Origin of the sequence: Noviherbaspirillum sp. UKPF54 (genome assembly GCF_007874125.1) — a bacterium.
GTDB lineage: Bacteria > Pseudomonadota > Gammaproteobacteria > Burkholderiales > Burkholderiaceae_D > Noviherbaspirillum.
The window spans coordinates 1,583,775-1,601,645 of sequence record NZ_CP040128.1 but is presented as its reverse complement, the minus strand read 5'-3'; the positions used below and the strand labels follow the sequence as shown (position 1 = coordinate 1,601,645).

General features: G+C 61.0%; 14 protein-coding genes. 7 read left to right on the top strand and 7 right to left on the bottom strand.

Going from position 1 to position 17,871, the window contains the following annotated elements; translation table 11 throughout:
* Window positions 1-56 precede the first annotated feature (56 nt).
* From FAY22_RS07485 to FAY22_RS07465, 5 genes are all read right to left on the bottom strand, one after another.
* Window positions 57-1,307, bottom strand: a complete 1,251-nt coding sequence (locus FAY22_RS07485) for a branched-chain amino acid ABC transporter substrate-binding protein (protein ID WP_146329628.1) — start codon at window positions 1,305-1,307, stop codon at window positions 57-59.
* A gap of 201 nt (window positions 1,308-1,508) precedes the next feature.
* Complete coding sequence (locus tag FAY22_RS07480; RefSeq protein ID WP_146333336.1) at window positions 1,509-2,756, bottom strand: branched-chain amino acid ABC transporter substrate-binding protein; 1,248 nt, start codon at window positions 2,754-2,756, stop codon at window positions 1,509-1,511.
* 74 nt (window positions 2,757-2,830) lie between these two features.
* The gene (locus FAY22_RS07475) at window positions 2,831-4,483 is read right to left on the bottom strand and encodes a 3-(methylthio)propionyl-CoA ligase (protein ID WP_146329627.1); all 1,653 of its coding nucleotides are present in this window, start codon (window positions 4,481-4,483) and stop codon (window positions 2,831-2,833) included.
* A gap of 132 nt (window positions 4,484-4,615) precedes the next feature.
* Window positions 4,616-5,200, bottom strand: a complete 585-nt coding sequence (locus tag FAY22_RS07470) for an HD domain-containing protein (protein ID WP_246860693.1) — start codon at window positions 5,198-5,200, stop codon at window positions 4,616-4,618.
* Window positions 5,201-5,214: 14 nt separating this feature from the next.
* Entirely contained in the window at window positions 5,215-5,991 is a 777-nt protein-coding gene (locus FAY22_RS07465; protein ID WP_146329626.1) for a class II aldolase/adducin family protein, read from the bottom strand.
* A 139-nt stretch (window positions 5,992-6,130) separates the two neighbouring features.
* On the opposite strand from FAY22_RS07465, the gene FAY22_RS07460 reads away from it, so the two are divergent.
* From FAY22_RS07460 to FAY22_RS07435, 6 genes are read left to right on the top strand one after another with little or no spacing between them, the layout of a single operon-like run.
* Window positions 6,131-6,877 (top strand): Crp/Fnr family transcriptional regulator, encoded by a 747-nt coding sequence (locus FAY22_RS07460; RefSeq protein WP_146329625.1) that lies wholly within the window; start codon window positions 6,131-6,133, stop codon window positions 6,875-6,877.
* Complete coding sequence (locus FAY22_RS07455) at window positions 6,874-8,376, top strand: YdiU family protein (protein WP_146329624.1); 1,503 nt, start codon at window positions 6,874-6,876, stop codon at window positions 8,374-8,376. The genes FAY22_RS07460 and FAY22_RS07455 overlap by 4 nt, the downstream gene beginning before the upstream one ends.
* A complete protein-coding gene (msrB, locus tag FAY22_RS07450) occupies window positions 8,373-8,768 on the top strand; it encodes a peptide-methionine (R)-S-oxide reductase MsrB (protein ID WP_146333332.1) in 396 nt (131 codons plus the stop codon). Before FAY22_RS07455 ends, msrB begins: the two co-directional genes overlap by 4 nt.
* Window positions 8,769-8,783: 15 nt before the next feature.
* Entirely contained in the window at window positions 8,784-9,404 is a 621-nt protein-coding gene (locus FAY22_RS07445; RefSeq protein ID WP_146329623.1) for a septation protein A, read from the top strand.
* Window positions 9,401-9,676, top strand: a complete 276-nt coding sequence (locus FAY22_RS07440; RefSeq protein ID WP_146329622.1) for a BolA family transcriptional regulator — start codon at window positions 9,401-9,403, stop codon at window positions 9,674-9,676. Before FAY22_RS07445 ends, FAY22_RS07440 begins: the two co-directional genes overlap by 4 nt.
* Window positions 9,677-9,726: 50 nt before the next feature.
* The gene (locus FAY22_RS07435) at window positions 9,727-10,503 is read left to right on the top strand and encodes a peptidylprolyl isomerase (protein ID WP_146329621.1); all 777 of its coding nucleotides are present in this window, start codon (window positions 9,727-9,729) and stop codon (window positions 10,501-10,503) included.
* 84 nt (window positions 10,504-10,587) lie between these two features.
* Here FAY22_RS07435 and purL read toward each other — a convergent pair whose 3' ends face one another.
* Window positions 10,588-14,607 carry a phosphoribosylformylglycinamidine synthase gene (purL, locus tag FAY22_RS07430; protein WP_146333330.1) on the bottom strand — a complete coding sequence of 1,340 codons (4,020 nt, stop codon included), beginning with the start codon at window positions 14,605-14,607 and terminating at the stop codon, window positions 10,588-10,590.
* 116 nt (window positions 14,608-14,723) lie between these two features.
* Window positions 14,724-16,424 carry a glycosyltransferase family 39 protein gene (locus FAY22_RS07425; RefSeq protein ID WP_168204790.1) on the bottom strand — a complete coding sequence of 567 codons (1,701 nt, stop codon included), beginning with the start codon at window positions 16,422-16,424 and terminating at the stop codon, window positions 14,724-14,726.
* An 81-nt stretch (window positions 16,425-16,505) separates the two neighbouring features.
* Between FAY22_RS07425 and FAY22_RS07420 the strand changes: the two genes are divergently transcribed.
* Window positions 16,506-17,822, top strand: a complete 1,317-nt coding sequence (locus FAY22_RS07420; RefSeq protein ID WP_146329619.1) for an amidase — start codon at window positions 16,506-16,508, stop codon at window positions 17,820-17,822.
* Window positions 17,823-17,871 lie beyond the last annotated feature (49 nt).

Below are 17,871 nucleotides of genomic sequence, written 5' to 3'. Positions count from 1 at the left end.
GCAAAAAAGCAGCGTGCAGTCTCGCGACGCCCGCACGCTGCAAGGGATATAACCTGTCAGTTGGGCGACGGACGTTTCATCTGGCACGACGTCGGCTGCGTCGCGACATAGGTATCGAGCTTCTGGTCGGTTCTCCAGCCAAAACCGGTGTTTTCCTGGTCGTACCTGACGTCCTTGCCATTGACCTTCACCCAGGTAGCGATATACAGCGGCTGTTGCAACTGGTGGTCGGCCTTGCGCATTTCGACCTCCCCGTTCAGGCTCTGCGCCTTCATGCCTTCCAGCGCAAACGCCACCTTGACCGGGTCGGTCGACCTGGTTTCCTTGAACGCCTTCCCCAGCATGGCCAGTCCGGTGTAGGTCGCCATCGCGTAGTAGTCGTCGTTGTACTTCTTCTTGAAGCCTTCGACGATATCCTTGCCGGCGAATTTCTCGTTATTGACGTTCCAGTAGCCGACATACTTCACGCGGTCGGCGCCGGCCGCGCCCATCGCGGTCGGCACGCCGGTCGTGCTGCCGTAATACGTGTAGAAATTCGCCTTGAGGTCGGCGTCTTTTGCGGCCTTGACCAGCAGCGCGAGATCGGCACCCCAGTTGCCGGTAATGACGGTATCGGCGCCGGACGCCTTGATCTTGGCGACATAAGGCGCAAAGTCCTTCACCTGTCCGATCGGATGCAGGTCGTCGCCGACGATCTGGATGTCGGGCCGCTTGCGCTTCAGGTAGTCCTTCGCGGCGCGCGACACCTGGTGGCCATGCGCATAGTTCTGGCCGATGATGTAGACCTTCTTGATGCCCTGGTCCTTCGCGATGAAGGACGTCAGGGCTTCCATCTTCTGGTCGGAGTTGGCGTCAAAGCGGAAATGCCAGAAGCTGCACTTGCTGTTGGTGAGATCCGGGTCGACGGCCGCATAATTCACGAACAGCACTTCCTTGCCGGGGTTGCGCTCGTTGTGCTTGTTGACCGCGTCGATCAGCGCCAGCGCGACGCCCGACCCGTTGCCCTGAATGACGTACCGGTAACCCTGGTCGATGGCCGCCTTCAGCTGCGTGAGCGACTCCTGCGGGCTGCCCTTGTTATCGAATCCGACGATTTCAAACTTGTTGTCGCCGCCCCATTTCTGCGCGTTCGCCATGTCGGCGATGTACTGCCAGCTTTTCAGGATGCCCTGCCCCACCGGCGCGAACGGGCCCGACAGCGGATCGATGAATGCCATTTTCACGGTTTCTGCAGATACCGTGACGGGAGCGGCAAAGGCGGCACTGGCGGATAGCACGAGGAATAAGGCTTTGCTTTGAGCAGCCATTTGTCTCTTCCTTATAGGTATTGTGTACATACAGCATATCCATGGTCCTACCTGATGTAAAGCAACGGATAGACGGTAAATCAACCGCTATTTTTCATGTCATTTCTGCTTTCCTCGCGCAGGCGCGAAACGATTTGCGGTATTCAGATCGAAGGCGGAATACGACATGGACCGCAGCCGGTCCATGCCGCGTGGAGGATATTACGAACGGGATGGCCGTTTCATCTGGCACGACGTCGGCTGGGTCGCGACGTAAGGGTCGATCTTCTGATCGTTGCTCCAGCCGTACCCGGTGTTTTCCTGGTCGTACTTGATTTTCTTGCCGTCGACCTTGGTCCAGGTCGAGATGTACAGCGGCTGTTGTAGCTGGTGGTCGGTGGCGCGCATCTCGACCTCGCCGTTGATCGCCTTGACTTTCATCCCTTCCATGGCGAACGCTACCTTGACCGGGTCTGCCGAGCCGGCATCCTTGATGGCCTTGGACAGCATCTGCACCACGGTATAGGTGTCGGCCACGTAGAAGTCGTCGTTGTACTTCTTCTTGAATGCCTCGACGATCTCCTTCCCGGCGAAGGTTTCATTGTTCGGCGTCCAGTAGGCTACCTGCTTGACCTGCCCCGCGGTCGCCCCGCCCATGGCCGTCGGTACGCCCGAGGTGCCGCCGTAGTAGGTGTAGAACTTGGCGGTCAGGCCGGCGTCTTTCGCTGCCTTGACCAGCAATGCGAGGTCGGCGCCCCAGTTGCCGGTGATGACGGTATCGGCGCCCGACGCCTTGATCTTCGCGATATACGGCGAGAAGTCCTTCACCGTCGCGATCGGATGCAGGTCGTCGCCGACGACCTGGACATCCGGGCGCTTGCGCTTGATGTATTCCTTGGCCGCTCGTGTCACCTGATGCCCGTGCGCATAGTTCTGACCGATAATGTAGACCTTCTTGATGCTCTGATCCTTCGCCATGTAGGACGTCAGCGCCTCCATCTTCATGTCCGAATTGGCGTCGAAGCGGAAATGCCAGAAGCTGCACTTGCTATTGGTAAGGTCAGGGTCGATCGCCGAGTAGTTCAGGAACACGATTTCCTTGCCGGGATTGCGCTCGTTATGCTTGTTGACGGCATCGATCAGCGCCAGCGCGACGCCCGAGCCGTTACCCTGGGCGATATAGCGGTAACCCTGGTCGATCACCGCCTTGAGCTGGTTGAGCGATTCCTGCGGGCTGCCCTTGCCGTCGAATCCGACCACTTCGAGCGTATTGCCGGCGCCCGCCCACTTCTGCTGATTCGCCATCTCGGTGAACATCTGGAAGCTGTGCAGCTGATTCTGTCCGATCGGGGCGAAGGCCCCCGACAGCGTATCGATCATGGCAATCTTCACGTGCTCCGCCTGCGCGGCAGGCGCTGAAAAGGCTGCCGCAATCGAAAGGGTCAGCAGGACGGGGCGGATTTTTTTCATCATTTGTCTCTTCCTTATATCAGGGTGTGTTGTCGGAACTTCGGCTTTTCGGCTTCTTATATTATTCAATCCCATCAGGCCGTCGGCAGCCTGTACTCCTTGAACTGCTCGCGTATCCTGTTTTTCAAAACTTTCCCGGTCGCGCCGATCGGCAGCGCGTCGACGAACACCACGTCGTCGGGCGTCCACCACTTGGCGATTTTTCCCTCGAAAAACCTGATCAGCTCTTCCTTGCTGAGGTCCGCGTCCGGCTTCTTTACCACTACCAGCAACGGTCGCTCGTCCCATTTCGGATGAAATACGCCGATGCAGGCGGCCTGCTGCACCGCCGGATGCCCGGCCGCGATGTTTTCGAGGTCGATGGTGCCGATCCACTCGCCGCCTGACTTGATCACATCCTTGCTGCGGTCGGTGATCTGCATGTAGCCGTCCGGGCTGATGGTCGCGACGTCGCCGGTCGGGAACCAGCCGTCCTGCAGGACGTCGCCGCTCTCAGCCTTGAAATAGCTGTTGATAATCCACGGCCCCTTGACCAGCAGATTGCCGTAAGTCTTGCCGTCCCACGGCAACTCCTTGCCAGAGTCGTCGACGATCTTCATGTCGACGCCGTAGATGGCGTGCCCCTGCTTCTCCAGGATTGCCTGCTTCTGATCCTCCGGCAGATCGGCATGCTTGCTTTGCAGCGTGCATGTGGTGCCGAGCGGCGACATCTCCGTCATGCCCCAGGCATGCACCACCTCGACGTTATATTGGTGGCGGAAGGTCTTCATCATCGCCGGCGGGCAGGCCGATCCGCCGATCACGGTACGCCGGAAAGTCGAAAACTTCAGATTGTTCTGTCCGACATAGGTCAGCAAGCCTAGCCACACGGTCGGCACGCCGGCGGAGAACGTCACCTTCTCCTGTTCGAACAATTCATAGATCGACTTGCCGTCCAGCGCCGGCCCAGGGAACACCATCTTGGCGCCGACCATCGGCACCGAGTACGGCAAGCCCCACGCATTCACGTGGAACATCGGCACCACCGGCAGCACCACGTCGCGCGACGACACGTTGAGCGCATCGGGCATGACCGATGCAAAGGAATGCAGCACCGTCGAGCGGTGCGAGTACAGCGCGCCCTTCGGGTTGCCCGTCGTGCCGGAGGTGTAGCACAGGCTGGAAGCCGAGTTTTCGTCGAACAGGGGCCAGTCGTACCGGTCCGAATTTTCGGCAATCAGGTCCTCGTAACACATCAGGTTCGGCACCTTGCTCTGCTGTGGCATGCATTCGCGATCGCACATCATCACGAAACCCCGGACGGTTCCACAATGCGCCGCAAACGCCTCGACCAGCGGCAGAAACGTCATGTCGAAGAACAGGTACTGGTCCTCGGCGTGGTTGACGATGTAGGCGATCTGTTCCGGATGCAGGCGCGGATTAATCGTGTGCATGACAGCGCCGGAGCCGGAAATGGCGTAGTACAACTCCATGTGGCGGTAGCCGTTCCACGCCAGCGTCGCCACGCGGTCGCCCATCTGTACGCCGAGCTTGCCGAGCGCATTGGCCATGCGGCGGGCACGTGCATGGCAATCGCGGTAGGTATAGCGGTGGATGTCGCCTTCCACGCGGCGCGAGACGATTTCACTGTCACCGAAATAGCGGTCCGCGTGCTGGATCAGGCTCGAAATGAGCAAGGGCTGGCTCATCATCTGGCCCATCAAGGGGCTCTTGGTGTATTGCGCCATGGTGTCTCCGAATTGTTTTTTGAATATTAGAATATTTCCACTAATTCAAGTCATGATTTTTGAACGACCGTACTAAAAGCGTCAACGTTTTTCGATTGCGCACTGCACAAATATCATCGGTTTGACTTTTCTCTAGGACACAGCCTTATAGATCGTGTTCTTTGGCCGCGCCATTACGCGGCGCAGCATCGGTTCGAAAAATGCCAGCGGCAGCGTGTCATACTCGGGATCGAATGCAGGCGCGTCATACTTTTCGCAAAACGCGACCGTCTCGTCATACAGCGCCTGCCCTGCGAACTGATCCCGCAGGTTGCGGTCCATGCCGAGATGATGGAAAAAGTAATAGCCCTGGAAGATCCCGTGCTTTTCTACCATCGCCAGGTTCTCCGGGCTGACGAACGGCTTCAGGATCGCGGCCGCGATATCCGGGTGATTGAAGCTGCCGAGGGTGTCGCCAATGTCATGCAGCAGCGCGCACACCACGTATTCTTCATCGCGCCCGTCGCGCCATGCGCGCGTGGCTGTTTGCAGGCTATGCGTCAACCGGTCCACCGGAAAGCCGCCGCAGTCGCCTTCCAGCAGGCGCAGGTGCGCCAGCACGCGATCCGGCAAGGCCGCGGCGTACGGCCTGAATTCGTCCGCGATGATTTTCCAGTCTTCCGCCGTACTGTCCTGCATGTCGCGGAAGGTGGCGTGCGCCTTGATGTTCGTATCCATGTCTTCTCCTTGTATCAGGTGCGGTAGGAGGGATCGATCCGGTCCAGGCGGCGCAGCAGTCCCGGCCATGCCAGCATGCCGCCCTGCGACTTGGTCACGCTTTTCGCCTGTTGCTGGGCGCCGCGGATGATCGGTTCCGGAATCCGGACCAACTCGCCGCCGCCGGACTGGGCGCGGATCTGGATCATGCATGCCGATTCGAAGATATACATGTTAAGGAACGCATCGGCAACTGTTTTTCCTAATGTTAACAAACCGTGGTTGCGTAACATCAAATAGCTTTTATCTCCAAGATCCGCCACCAGGCGGGGCTTCTCATCGGCATTCAAGGCCACGCCTTCATAGTCGTGATAGGCCAGGCTCGACAGCACAAAAATCGATTGCTGCGAGATGGGCAGCACGCCTTCCTTTTGCGCCGATACCGCCACGCCGTTGATACTATGGGCATGCAACACGCACTGCGCGTCATGCCGCGCCGCGTGGATGGCGGAATGGATCGTGAAGCCGGCGGGATTGACCGGAAACGGTGATTCCTCGATCTTGTTGCCATGGAGGTCGATTTTCACCAGTGACGATGCGGTAATCTCGTCGAACATCATGCCGTATGGGTTGATGAGGAACTGGTTGTCGACGCCAGGCACGCGGGCGGTGATGTGGGTAAAAACCAGATCGCTCCAGCCGAAGTCCGCCACCAGGCGATAACACGCGGCGAGATCGACGCGCGCCTGCCATTCCTCGGCAGAGACGCGCTCCTTCAATGACGGGATCGACAGCTTTTCTGGCGCATTCATATGGGGTCTCCTCTTCTCTGTCAGAATACATGCATCCTAAAGATTTATTTCAGATCAAGTTTGCCTGAACAAGGGACACAGGCTTAAGCAGTATCGGCGGCCTGCGCCGCACAATACTGTCAACTTTTTGACAATCGCCATGCCGAACCGATTCATCAATGACATCGACAAAGCCGCGCTGCTGCGACGGTCGTGGCTGGACGGCTATCCCGACCATGTCGTCGAAGACGCTGCGGCCTGCGCCACGCTGCGCGCGGTCGACGACGGCGCCCTGCTGCATGCGCGAGGGTCCATGGCGGATGGCTTTTACACGATTGCCCGCGGCGCGGTGCGTTTCACTCGCACCACCGCCGACGGCCATGCCACCACGATTGCGGTGCTGGACGCGCCCAACTGTTTCGGCGAAATAGCGCTGTTCGACGGCCTGCCCCGCTCGCACGACGGACATGCCTCCGGCGCGACCGTCGTGCTGTTTCATGCGAAAACCGACTTCCAGCGGCTGCTGGCGCGCCATCCCGCGATCTATGAATGCTTCGCCAGGATGCTGTGCCTGCGACTGCGCACCACGTTCGATCTGGTCGAAGAAGCCGCGACCGCGCCCATGCCGCAGCGTCTTGCGCGCCGCATGCTGGAGCTTGCGCACATCACTCCTTCCGCCATGAATGCGGCGACGCTGGCGCTCGGACGCGAAGTGCCGCTGACACAGGAGGAACTCGGCCATTTGCTCGGCAGATCGCGTCAAAGCATCGCCAAGCTACTGCGGCTGTGGGAACAGAACGGATTGGTCAGGACCCAATACGGCCGTGTCTCGATCGTGCACCCGCAGGCGCTTGGCCGCATCGCCTATCCGGAACGCGGCGCCGCCAGCGCCAAGGATTCACCATGAACACGCCCCTCCTCGGCGGCCTTTATCGCCTCGCCACCCTGCCACTGGAAAATTCGTTCGCCAGCCTGCCGCCTGCTTTCCATACCCGGCTGCAGCCGACACCGATCCCGGCGCCCTATCTCGTGGCGGCCAGCAGTGCCGCGGCACGCCTGATCGGGCTTGATCCCGCGGAGATGGCCACCGAGCATTTCATCCAGGCGTTTTCCGGCAACCGCCCTCTTGCCCGATCCGAGCCGTTGGCGGCGGTCTATTCTGGCCATCAGTTCGGTGTATGGGCCGGACAGCTGGGAGACGGCCGCGCGATCCTGCTGGGCGATGCGCCAGCAGCCGGCGGCGCCGCGCCGGGGCGCGTGGAATTGCAATTGAAGGGCTCGGGCAAGACCCCTTATTCGCGCATGGGCGACGGCCGCGCAGTGCTGCGCTCGTCGATCCGCGAGTTCCTCTGTTCGGAGGCGATGGCCGCGCTCGGCATACCGACCACGCGCGCGCTGTGCGTTACGGGGTCCGACATGCTGGTGATGCGGGAAACACCGGAGACAGCGGCGGTGGCAACGCGCTTGTCGCCCAGTTTCGTGCGCTTCGGCTCGTTCGAGCACTGGTCTTACAACGATCGCCAGACGGAACTGAAGACGCTGGCAGACTATGTGATCGATCGCCTTTACCCCGAGTTGCGCGCCGAACCCAATCCCTATAGCGCCCTGTTAACCGAAGTCACGCGCCGGACGGCTGAACTGATCGCGCAGTGGCAGGCAGTCGGATTCATGCATGGCGTGATGAACACCGACAACATGTCCATCCTCGGCCTGACGATCGACTACGGACCTTTCGGATTCATGGAAGCATTCGACTTCCGGCATATCTGCAACCACAGCGATACGCAGGGCCGTTATGCGTATCACATGCAGCCGCGCATCGGCCAGTGGAACTGCTTCGCCCTGGGCCAGGCGCTGCTCCCGCTGATCGGCGAAGTCGACGACGCGCAAGCTGCGTTGGAAATCTACAAGCCGGCCTACGACGCCAAGCTCGACCGACTGCTGCACGCAAAGCTTGGCCTGCACTCCATGCTGCCCGAAGACGGCGGACTGATCGAGGCCATGTTCGAACTCATGCAGCAAAACCACGTTGATTTCACGCTGTTTTTCCGCCGGCTTGGCGACCTCCAGCTCGATCGCCCGGAAGCCGACGCGCCGCTGCGCGACCTGTTCATTGACCGGCGGGCATTCGACGCGTGGGCGGCGCAATACCGCTTGCGCCTCAAGCAGGAAGGCAGTATCGATGCGCAGCGCCGGTTCGAGATGAACGGCGTCAATCCGAAGTATGTGCTGCGCAACTACCTTGCACAAAACGCCATCGAAAAGGCGCAAAATAAGGATTTTTCCGAAGTGGCCGCCCTGCTCAAAGTGCTGGAGAAGCCATTCGACGAGCAACCGGAAAACGCAAGGTATGCCCAGCTGCCGCCAGACTGGGCCAGCGAACTGGAAGTGAGTTGTTCATCATGACAGACAAGATAGTGAAAACGGATGCAGAGTGGCGCGACCAACTCGACCCGCTCGAATACGAAGTGACGCGCCATGCGGCGACCGAACGCGCCTTTACAGGCCGTTACTGGGATCACCACGAGCGTGGCATTTATACTTGTGTGTGCTGCGGCACGCCGTTGTTCGAGTCGGATGCCAAGTTCGATTCGGGATGCGGCTGGCCAAGTTATTTTCGGGCACTCGATCCCGCCAATGTTAGCGAGCGCATCGACCGCAGTCATGGCATGATACGCACCGAAATTTTATGCAATATATGCGATGCGCATCTCGGCCACGTATTTCCGGACGGACCGCCGCCCACCGGGCTGCGCTACTGCATCAATTCGGCATCACTCCGCTTCGAACCTATATAGAGGAATCGCAACCACATGAAGTTTTTGTTCGACCTATTCCCGGTCATCCTGTTCTTTTCCATGTTCAAATGGGGCGAAGGCCATCCGGATGCCGCGCAGGGCCTTGCCCAGCAATATCTGTCCGGGCTGGTTTCCGGCGGCATCGCCAGTCCCGCGCAAGCGCCCATCATGCTTGCCACGGCCGTCGCCATTCTCGCCACCGTGGCGCAAATCGCCTATCTGCTGCTGCGCGGGCGCAAGGTCGACGGCATGCTGTGGGTGTCGCTGGCCATCATCACTCTGTTCGGCGGGGCGACGATTTATTTCCACAACGAGACTTTCATCAAATGGAAGCCGACGGTACTGTATTGGTGCTTCGGCGCCGCGCTCCTGGTCAGCCAAGCCGCGTTCGGTAAAAACCTGATCCGCCTGATGATGGAAAAACAGATTTCCCTGCCGGATGCGATATGGCAACGCCTTTCCCTGTCCTGGGCTGCTTTTTTCGGCGTCATGGGCTTGGTGAACCTCTATGTCGCCTATAACTTCTCAACGGCGGCGTGGGTCAATTTCAAGCTGTTCGGCTTCACCGGGCTGATGTTTGCATTCATCATCGGGCAAAGCGTATTCCTGTCCAAGTACGTGAAGGATTCCAGATGAACGAGCGCATGGAACGCATACGCAGCCGGGTGGTCGCAACTTTTTCACCGAGCGAATGTCAATTGATCGACGAGTCTCATTTGCATGCCGGACATGCAGGCGCCGCCTCGGGCGCCGGCCACTATAAACTTCACCTGGTTTCCGACCGATTTGAGGGGTTAAATCGCGTTGCCAGGCATCGCCTGGTGTATGATTGTCTGCATGACATGATGCACCGCGATATACACGCCCTTACCATCATTGCATTTGCGCCGTCCGAGCTATCGTCGTAATTCGGCGTATTTTTTTATCTTCCACTCATTTTGTATTTAGGACTAACACAATGACCGTAAAACCCGCACGCCTGTTGATGCTGCTCGTCGCCGCCGTCGCGCTGCCCGTCATGGCGCAAAACATCGCCGTCGTCAACGGCAAGCCTGTTCCCTCCTCCCGCGCCGACGCAATGGTCAAACAGCTCGCGGCTCAAGGCCAGCCCGATTCTCCGCAACTGCGTGCCATGGTCAAGGAAGAGCTGATCAACCGCGAAATCCTGATCCAGGAAGCGGACAAGCTCGGCCTATCGAATACCCCGGAAGTGAAGAACCAGGTGGAAATCGCGCGTCAGTCGATCGCGATCCGCGCACTGGTGCAGGACTACCTGAAGAAGAACCCGGTCAAGGATGCCGACATCAAGGCTGAATACGATCGCTTCAAGGCGCAGGCCGGCGACAAGGAATACCATGCGCGCCACATCCTGGTCGACAAGGAAGAAGATGCCAAGGCCATCATCGCCAAGCTGAAAGGTGGCGCCAAGTTCGAAGACCTGGCCAAGCAATCCAAGGACCCGGGTTCCGCGGCCAACGGCGGCGACCTCGACTGGGCATCGCCTGCCTCCTTCGTTAAGCCGTTCTCCGACGCCATGGTCGGCCTGCAGAAGGGTCAGATCACCGAAACCCCGGTCAAGACCCAGTACGGCTATCACGTGATCAAGCTGGAAGACGTGCGCGCGGCACAGATCCCGTCGCTGGAAGAAGTCAAGCCGCAGATCGCCGAATCTCTGCAGCAGAAGAAGCTGCAGGCCTTCCAGGAAGACCTGCGCAAGAAAGCGAAGATCCAGTAATTCTTCCGTCCCAACAAAAAGGCGCTCTATCCAGAGCGCCTTTTTTTATTTCAGACAATCATGCGGGCAGCACCCGCAGATCCGTCAGCCCACCCACTTGCGCGCATTGCGGAACATGCGCATCCACGGCGAATATTCGCCCCACGAATCGGGATGCCAGGAATGCTGCACGGTACGGAACACGCGCTCGGCATGCGGCATCAGGACCGTGAAGCGGCCGTCCGGCGTCGTTACCGACGTGATCCCTTGCGGCGAACCGTTCGGGTTGTACGGATAGCCTTCGGTTGCCTGCCCCTTGTTGTCGACGTAGCGCATCGCCACGATCGCCTTGCTGAGGTCCCCGGTCTGCGAGAAGTCGGCGAAGCCTTCGCCGTGCGCGACCGCGATTGCGCTCTGCGTGCCGGCCATGTCGGCAAAGAAGATCGAAGGAGACTCGGCAACTTCGACCATCGCGAAACGCGCCTCGAACTGTTCCGACTTGTTGCGGGTGAACTTCGGCCAGTCCTGCGCGCCAGGGATGATGGATTTCAGATTGCTCATCATCTGGCAGCCGTTGCAAATGCCCAGCGCGAACGTATCGACGCGGTTGAAGAAACCGGCGAACTGCTCGGCCAGCTTGGCATTGAACAGGATGGTCTTGGCCCAGCCTTCGCCGGCGCCGAGTACATCGCCGTAGGAGAAGCCGCCCACCGCGATGAAGCCCTTGAAGTCGTCCAGCCGCGCGCGACCGGCGATCAGGTCGCTCATGTGCACGTCAACCGCCGTGAATCCGGACTTGTGCATCACATAGGCGGTTTCGATGTGGGAATTCACGCCCTGCTCGCGCAAAATCGCGACCTTCGGCTTGACGCCGGTGGCGATGAATGGCGCCGCCACGTCGACCTGCGGATCGAACGTCAGCTTGGGCGTGATGCCCGGATCGGCGGCGTCGAGAATGCGATCGTATTCCGCGTCGGCGCAGGCCGGATTGTCGCGCAGGCGCGCGATGCGCCAGCTGGTTTCGCTCCACAGGCGATGCAACTCGATGCGCGGCTGGCTGAAGATCACTTTCGCGTCGCGCGTGAACTCGATTACGCCACGATCGTTCGTCTTGCCGATAATGTGGCTGCAGGCGCCCAGGTTGTAGGACCGCAGCACGTTCATCACATCCGACTTTTCCTCGGCGCGCACCTGGATCACCGCGCCCAGTTCCTCGTTGAACAGCGCGCGCAGCGTCATTTCGTTGCGGCGCTCCGCCACCTGGGTTGCCCAGTTCTTGGCTTCCCCGGAGTCGGAAGCATGCTCGCCTTCCATCGCCAGGATATCGAGATTGACCGACACGCCACAGCGGCCGGCAAAGGCCATTTCGCACAGCGTCGCGAACAGGCCGCCGTCGGAACGGTCGTGATAGGCCAAGAGCTTGCGCTCCTTGTTCAGTTGCTGGATCGCGTTGAAGAAGGCTTTCAGGTCTTCGGCGCTGTCGACATCCGGCACGCTGTTGCCGATCTGTTGCATCACCTGCGTCAGCGCGGAGGCACCCATGCGGTTCTTGCCGCGGCCGAGATCGATCACGATCAATGCCGTGTCGCCCAGGTCGGTGCGCAATTGCGGCGTCATTACAAGACGCACGTCCGATACCGGGGAGAAGGCGGAAACGATCAGCGAAACCGGCGAGGTCACCGACTTGCCGCCTTCGGTATCGGTCCAGGTCGTGCGCATCGACAGCGAATCCTTGCCGACCGGGATGCTGATGCCCAGGGCCGGGCACAGCTCCATGCCGACCGCCTTGACGGTATCGAACAGTGCGGCGTCCTGCCCCGGCTGTCCACAAGCTGCCATCCAGTTCGCCGACAGCTTGATATCGGAGATATCGACGATCGGCGCGGCGGCGACATTGGTGATCGCCTCGCCCACGGCCATGCGGCCGGATGCGGCGGCATCGATCACCGCCAGCGGCGTGCGCTCGCCCATCGCCATCGCCTCGCCGCGATAGCCTTCCAGTCCCATCGCGGTGACCGCGCAGTCGGCAACCGGCACCTGCCACGGGCCGACCATCTGGTCGCGCACCGACATGGCGCCGACGGTGCGGTCGCCGATGGTGATCAGGAACGACTTGTCGGCCACGGCCGGCAGGCGCAGCACGCGCTGCGCCACCTCGAGCAGATCCATCCCGGTCAGATCGACCGGCGGCAGCTCGCTCGGCACGCGCGCGACGTCGCGATGCATTTTCGGCGGCTTGCCGAGCAGGATATCCATCGGCATGTCCACCGGGCTGTTGTCGTGCTCCGGATCGATCACCTTCAGCTGGCGTTCCTCTGTCGCCGTGCCGACTACCGCGAACGGGCAGCGTTCGCGTTCGCACAGGTACTGGAACAGCGGCAGCGACTCCGGCGCAATCGCGAGCACATAACGCTCCTGCGACTCGTTGCTCCAGATTTCCTTGGGCGCCATGCCGCTCTCTTCCAGAGGCACCTTGCGCAAGTCGAACACCGCGCCGCGCTTCGCGTCGTTGGTCAGTTCCGGGAACGCGTTGGACAGGCCGCCTGCGCCGACGTCGTGAATCGACAGGATCGGATTGTCGTCACTCATCGCCCAGCAGGCATTGATGACTTCCTGCGCGCGCCGCTCCATCTCCGGATTGCCGCGCTGGACCGAGTCGAAGTCGAGATCGGCGGTATTGGTGCCGGTTGCCATCGAGGACGCGGCCCCGCCGCCCATACCGATGCGCATGCCGGGGCCGCCGAGCTGGACCAGCAGGCTGCCGACCGGCAGCTCATGCTTTTTGGTGTGCTTGTCCAAAATGTTGCCCATGCCGCCGGCGATCATGATCGGCTTGTGGTATCCCATCACCTTGCCGCCGACGTTCTGCTCGTAGCTACGGAAGTAGCCGCCAAGATTGGGACGGCCGAACTCGTTGTTGAATGCCGCGCCGCCGATCGGACCGTCGATCATGATCTGCAGCGGCGAGGCGATACGGTCCGGCTTGCCGTAGATGCCAGCCTGGCCGTGGGACACGCGCTGCGCCACCGGCTCGGTGACATCGCGTGCGTTTTCCCATGGATGGACCGAATGCGTCAGCATCAGATTGGAAACGGTGAAGCCAGTCAGGCCGGCCTTTGGTTTGGAGCCGCGGCCGGTCGCGCCTTCGTCGCGGATCTCGCCGCCGGCGCCGGTGGAGGCGCCCGGGAACGGTGAAATTGCGGTCGGGTGGTTGTGCGTCTCGACCTTCATCAGGATATGCGTCAACTCGTCCGACGCTTCGTACACGTTGCCGCCAGCCGCGCCGCGCGGATAGAAGCGCGAGACTGTCGCGCCTTCAATGATCGATGAATTGTCGCTGTAGGCAACGATCGTGCCCTTCGGCTGCAACTGGTGCGTGTTCTTGATCATCGCGAACAGCGACCTGTCCTGCTTCTCGCCGTCGATGGTCCAGTCGGCATTGAATATCTTGTGGCGGCAATGCTCGCTGTTGGCTTGCGCGAACATCATCAGCTCGACATCGGTCGGATTGCGCTTGGCCTGGGTGAAGGCATTGAGCAGGTAATCGATTTCGTCGTCCGACAGCGCCAGGCCGAGCTCGCCGTTGGCGCGCTCCAGCGCATGCCGACCACCGACCAGCACATCGACGAATTCCAGCGGCTTGGCCTCCAGCTCGCGAAACAAGGCGGCGGCATCATTAGCGTCGCGCAGCACCGTCTCGGTCATGCGATCGTGCAGCAGGGACGCGACTTCCTGCGCCACGGCGGACGACATCTTCTTCGCGCCGCCGAGCAGGCCGGATTTCATCTGCACGTGATACGACACGCCGCGCTCGAGGCGCTTGACGTGCGCCATCCCGCAGTTGTGGACGATGTCCGTCGCCTTGCTGGCCCACGGCGAGATCGTGCCTAGGCGCGGAATCACGATGAATTCCTCGCCATCGGCCGCTGCCGTGAACGGCTCGCCATAGGTCAGGAGCCCGTTGAGGCGGCCGATATCCTCCTGGCTCGGCGCGCTGGCCGCATCGATGAAATGCAGGAAGCGGCCGGTGACGCCGACGATGGCCGGCTCGACTGCTTGCAATTGTGTTAATAGGCGTTGGGTGCGAAAGGCAGACAGGGCATTAGAGCCCGGCAGAATCAACATGGCGGTGAGAAGTTGGGGCAGCTCCGCTGCCTGCGAGGACAGCATGACTGCGGGTTATTTCAGAAACCGAGATTATACCTTGTCACCGCATATGGCTGTCCTAGCAACGACAGGCATCAATTGAAGAACACGGTCGTGTCGCCGATACGTTTTTCGCCCTTGAAATTCGCGTTCAATCCGGCCGCGCGGAACTCGTCGAGTTGACGCCGCTTCACCAAGATTGCTGCCGGATGCTGCTTGAGCGCCGCCAAAAACTGGGCAGTCGAAATCATGATGTCATTCTTGCGCAACCTGTTCCCCCAAAACAGATCGTTGCTATGCCCATCGACCACCGGCACCGGGTGTTTCAGGTAAAAGGGCAAGGAAGACTGTTCTTCGAACTTCTGGAACAGGTAGACCGTACGCCCGGCAAGTTCATCCTGCAGCCACCCCGCGAGCTGGCGAGTCGAAATCTGCGGCTCCATCGCCTGCAACGTCACCGTCAGCCCGATGGATGTCCACGCCGGCAGCAGCAGATAGGCCAGCACTCCGATTCTGGCGACACGCCAGGCGCACAGTGCTGCAAGCATCGCCAGCGCGGCCAGGCCGCCGAAGAAATACAGCAGGAACTGGCGCTGCGAAAATCCCAGGATGAACAGCTGCGTGTCCGATTCCTCGCCGCGCGCAGCCAGCACCGCATAGGCGATCACCGCAAGGACGGCGATCAGCGCGCCCGGCAGCAAGCGCGCCCGGGGCGCGACGAAATCGCGCTCTTCCAGCGCCAGCGCCAGGTGGAAAGCGGCAAACGGCATGACCGCCACCAGATAGTAATTCGCCTTGGCGCTCGAAACCGAAAAGAACAATAGCGGGACCAGCCATGCGACGAACAGGAACCGTTTCAGCAAGCCTTCGTCCGGCCGCGCATGCGCGCGCCGGGAAACGGCCATACCGAACAGCAGAAACGACCACGGGAAGAGATAGATCGCCATGCGCGGCAGGTAGTACCACCATCCGCCCGAGTAGTAGTCGTGCGGCTCGCGCTTGCCGAGAAAACGCAGGACATGCTCGTTTATGAAATAGAACCACGCGAAAATCGGCTCCGTCATGCTGGCCGCGATATGCCAGGGCGCAGCAATCAACACGAATACCAGCAGCGCACGGGGATCGAACAGGCTGGCGCAGCGGCGCAGGAATCCGGCAAGAGAGCCGCCGGACGCAGCCAGGAAAATCACGACGACCAGCCCGTACAGGATGAGGGCGACGAATCCCTTGGCCAGCAAGGCGAGCGCCAGGAAGGCATACGACCAGCGCAGCCACGCAGGCTTTTCCTCCTGCAGAAAGCGGTAGCCGAACATCAGCGCCGCCGTCAGCAGCGCTGTCAGCAGCATGTCGAACATCAGGACATGCGACATCGCCGTCACGCCGACGCCGCTGACGAACATCAGCGCTGCCAGGCGCGCCGCCTGCGGCCGGCGCACCACACCGCCGAACCGCAGCAGCATTGCCACGCACGACAGCGAAGAGGCGGCCGGCACCAGCCGCGCGGCCCATTCCGATTGGCCGAAAAGCGCGAACGACAATGCCGTCAGCCAGTACAGCAAGGGCGGTTTTTCCATGTAAGGCAACCCGTTCAGGTGCGGAATCACCCATAGCCGCCAGTCGTGCGATGCGAGCATCTCGCGCGGAATTTCCGCGTACAGCCCTTCGTTGTTGTCGAGGATGCCGAAGCCGCCGAGACCGCCCAGCACGAACACGAGCGCCGCCGCCCACACCAGCCAAAGCGGAATGGAAAGCGCAGTTCTCGCCCCGAAGTTCCTGCCAGCCGCATCCTGCGTCATTGTGCCTCTCCCAGCGAAACGCTTACCACAGGCAACTCGATATACTAGTTGCCCTGCAAAGTAAAAACCGCCGATTTTCGCATGAATAACCTCATTTCCCAATCGATCGCTGCACTGGCCACTACCTCGCGCCGCGCCCTGATGGATGCCATCCTTCCGCATGCCGAACGAGCCACGGCCGTCTTTACCAGGCTCTACCCCGCAGCAGCACGGGCAAGCGCGGCTTATGCGGACGCGATGCGGGTCGCGGGCGTGCAATTGCCGCCGCTGGCGGGGCTGCCGGTATCGGTCAAGGATTTGACCGATATTGCGGGCGAAACCACGATGGCGGGCTCCACCGTTCTGGGCGGCATGCCGCCCGCCGCCGCCGATGCCCCCGCGGTGCGGCGTCTGCGTGGCGCCGGCGCCGCGCTCATCGGCAAAACCAACATGACCGAATTCGCGTTCTCTGGCGTCGGATTGAACCCGCATTACGGCACCCCGCCCAATCCGGCGGATGACACCGCCATGCGCATCCCGGGCGGATCCTCTTCCGGCGCTGCGGTATCGGTGGCAAGCGGCCTTTGCGTTGCCGCCCTCGGCTCAGACACCGGCGGCTCAATTCGGATTCCCGCGGCCCTGTGCGGCATCGTCGGCTTCAAGTCGACGGCGCGGCGCGTGCCGACCGCAGGAACCATACCGTTGTCGACCACGCTGGATACGGTTTGCGCGATGACGCGCTCGGTCAACGACTGTATCTACCTCGATAGCGTGATCGCCGACGATCCGTTGACCATTCCCGAGCTGGCCCTCGGCCAAGTGCGCCTGGCGGTGCCCGGGACGGTGATGCTCGATGCGCTGGAGCCGCATGTCGCCACCTCGTTCTCCGCCGCGCTGACCAGCCTGTCCCGGGCGGGGGCGCAGCTCGTCGACGCGCCGTTTTCGCTGCTGGCCGAGGCAGCCGAGCTCAACAGGTTTTCCGGCGCGGAGGCCTATTCCTGGCATCGCGGATTACTTGCCGCCCATGAAGACCAGTACGACTTCCGCGTCGCGAAGCGCATCAGGATGGGCTCCGCGCTGAGCGCTGCCGACTACATCGACCTGCACAGAAAGCGACGCGACTGGATCGCAAGGATGGAAAGGGAACTGGGCGCATTCGACGCGCTGCTCATGCCAACGGTCCCGATCGTCGCGCCGCCCATCGCGTACCTCGAGGCGTCGGAAGACGCATTTTTTAAGGCCAATGCTCTCCTGCTGCGCAATCCGTCCACCATCAACCTGCTCGACGGCTGCGCGATCTCGCTGCCTTGCCATGCGCCGGGCACGCTGCCGGTCGGGCTAATGATCGCCGGACCGGCAATGTCGGATGCGAAGGTGCTGGCCATCGCGCGCGCCGCCGAAGCAGCGCTGCGCCAATAACATCCCGAATGGCGACCGCGCGCCGGACTTGCAGTTATCATTGCGCCTT

Excerpts from the sequence above, each read along its gene's own strand:
- FAY22_RS07460 (WP_146329625.1), top strand. The coding sequence starts at position 6,131 with ATGCCGAACCGATTCATCAATGACATCGACAAAGCCGCGCTGCTGCGA.
- purL (WP_146333330.1), bottom strand. The coding sequence starts at position 14,607 with ATGTTGATTCTGCCGGGCTCTAATGCCCTGTCTGCCTTTCGCACCCAA.
- FAY22_RS07425 (WP_168204790.1), bottom strand. The coding sequence starts at position 16,424 with ATGACGCAGGATGCGGCTGGCAGGAACTTCGGGGCGAGAACTGCGCTT.
- FAY22_RS07485 (WP_146329628.1), bottom strand. The coding sequence starts at position 1,307 with ATGGCTGCTCAAAGCAAAGCCTTATTCCTCGTGCTATCCGCCAGTGCC.
- msrB (WP_146333332.1), top strand. The coding sequence starts at position 8,373 with ATGACAGACAAGATAGTGAAAACGGATGCAGAGTGGCGCGACCAACTC.
- FAY22_RS07440 (WP_146329622.1), top strand. The coding sequence starts at position 9,401 with ATGAACGAGCGCATGGAACGCATACGCAGCCGGGTGGTCGCAACTTTT.
- FAY22_RS07420 (WP_146329619.1), top strand. The coding sequence starts at position 16,506 with ATGAATAACCTCATTTCCCAATCGATCGCTGCACTGGCCACTACCTCG.
- FAY22_RS07455 (WP_146329624.1), top strand. The coding sequence starts at position 6,874 with ATGAACACGCCCCTCCTCGGCGGCCTTTATCGCCTCGCCACCCTGCCA.
- FAY22_RS07470 (WP_246860693.1), bottom strand. The coding sequence starts at position 5,200 with ATGGATACGAACATCAAGGCGCACGCCACCTTCCGCGACATGCAGGAC.
- FAY22_RS07445 (WP_146329623.1), top strand. The coding sequence starts at position 8,784 with ATGAAGTTTTTGTTCGACCTATTCCCGGTCATCCTGTTCTTTTCCATG.
- FAY22_RS07465 (WP_146329626.1), bottom strand. The coding sequence starts at position 5,991 with ATGAATGCGCCAGAAAAGCTGTCGATCCCGTCATTGAAGGAGCGCGTC.
- FAY22_RS07475 (WP_146329627.1), bottom strand. The coding sequence starts at position 4,483 with ATGGCGCAATACACCAAGAGCCCCTTGATGGGCCAGATGATGAGCCAG.
- FAY22_RS07435 (WP_146329621.1), top strand. The coding sequence starts at position 9,727 with ATGACCGTAAAACCCGCACGCCTGTTGATGCTGCTCGTCGCCGCCGTC.
- FAY22_RS07480 (WP_146333336.1), bottom strand. The coding sequence starts at position 2,756 with ATGAAAAAAATCCGCCCCGTCCTGCTGACCCTTTCGATTGCGGCAGCC.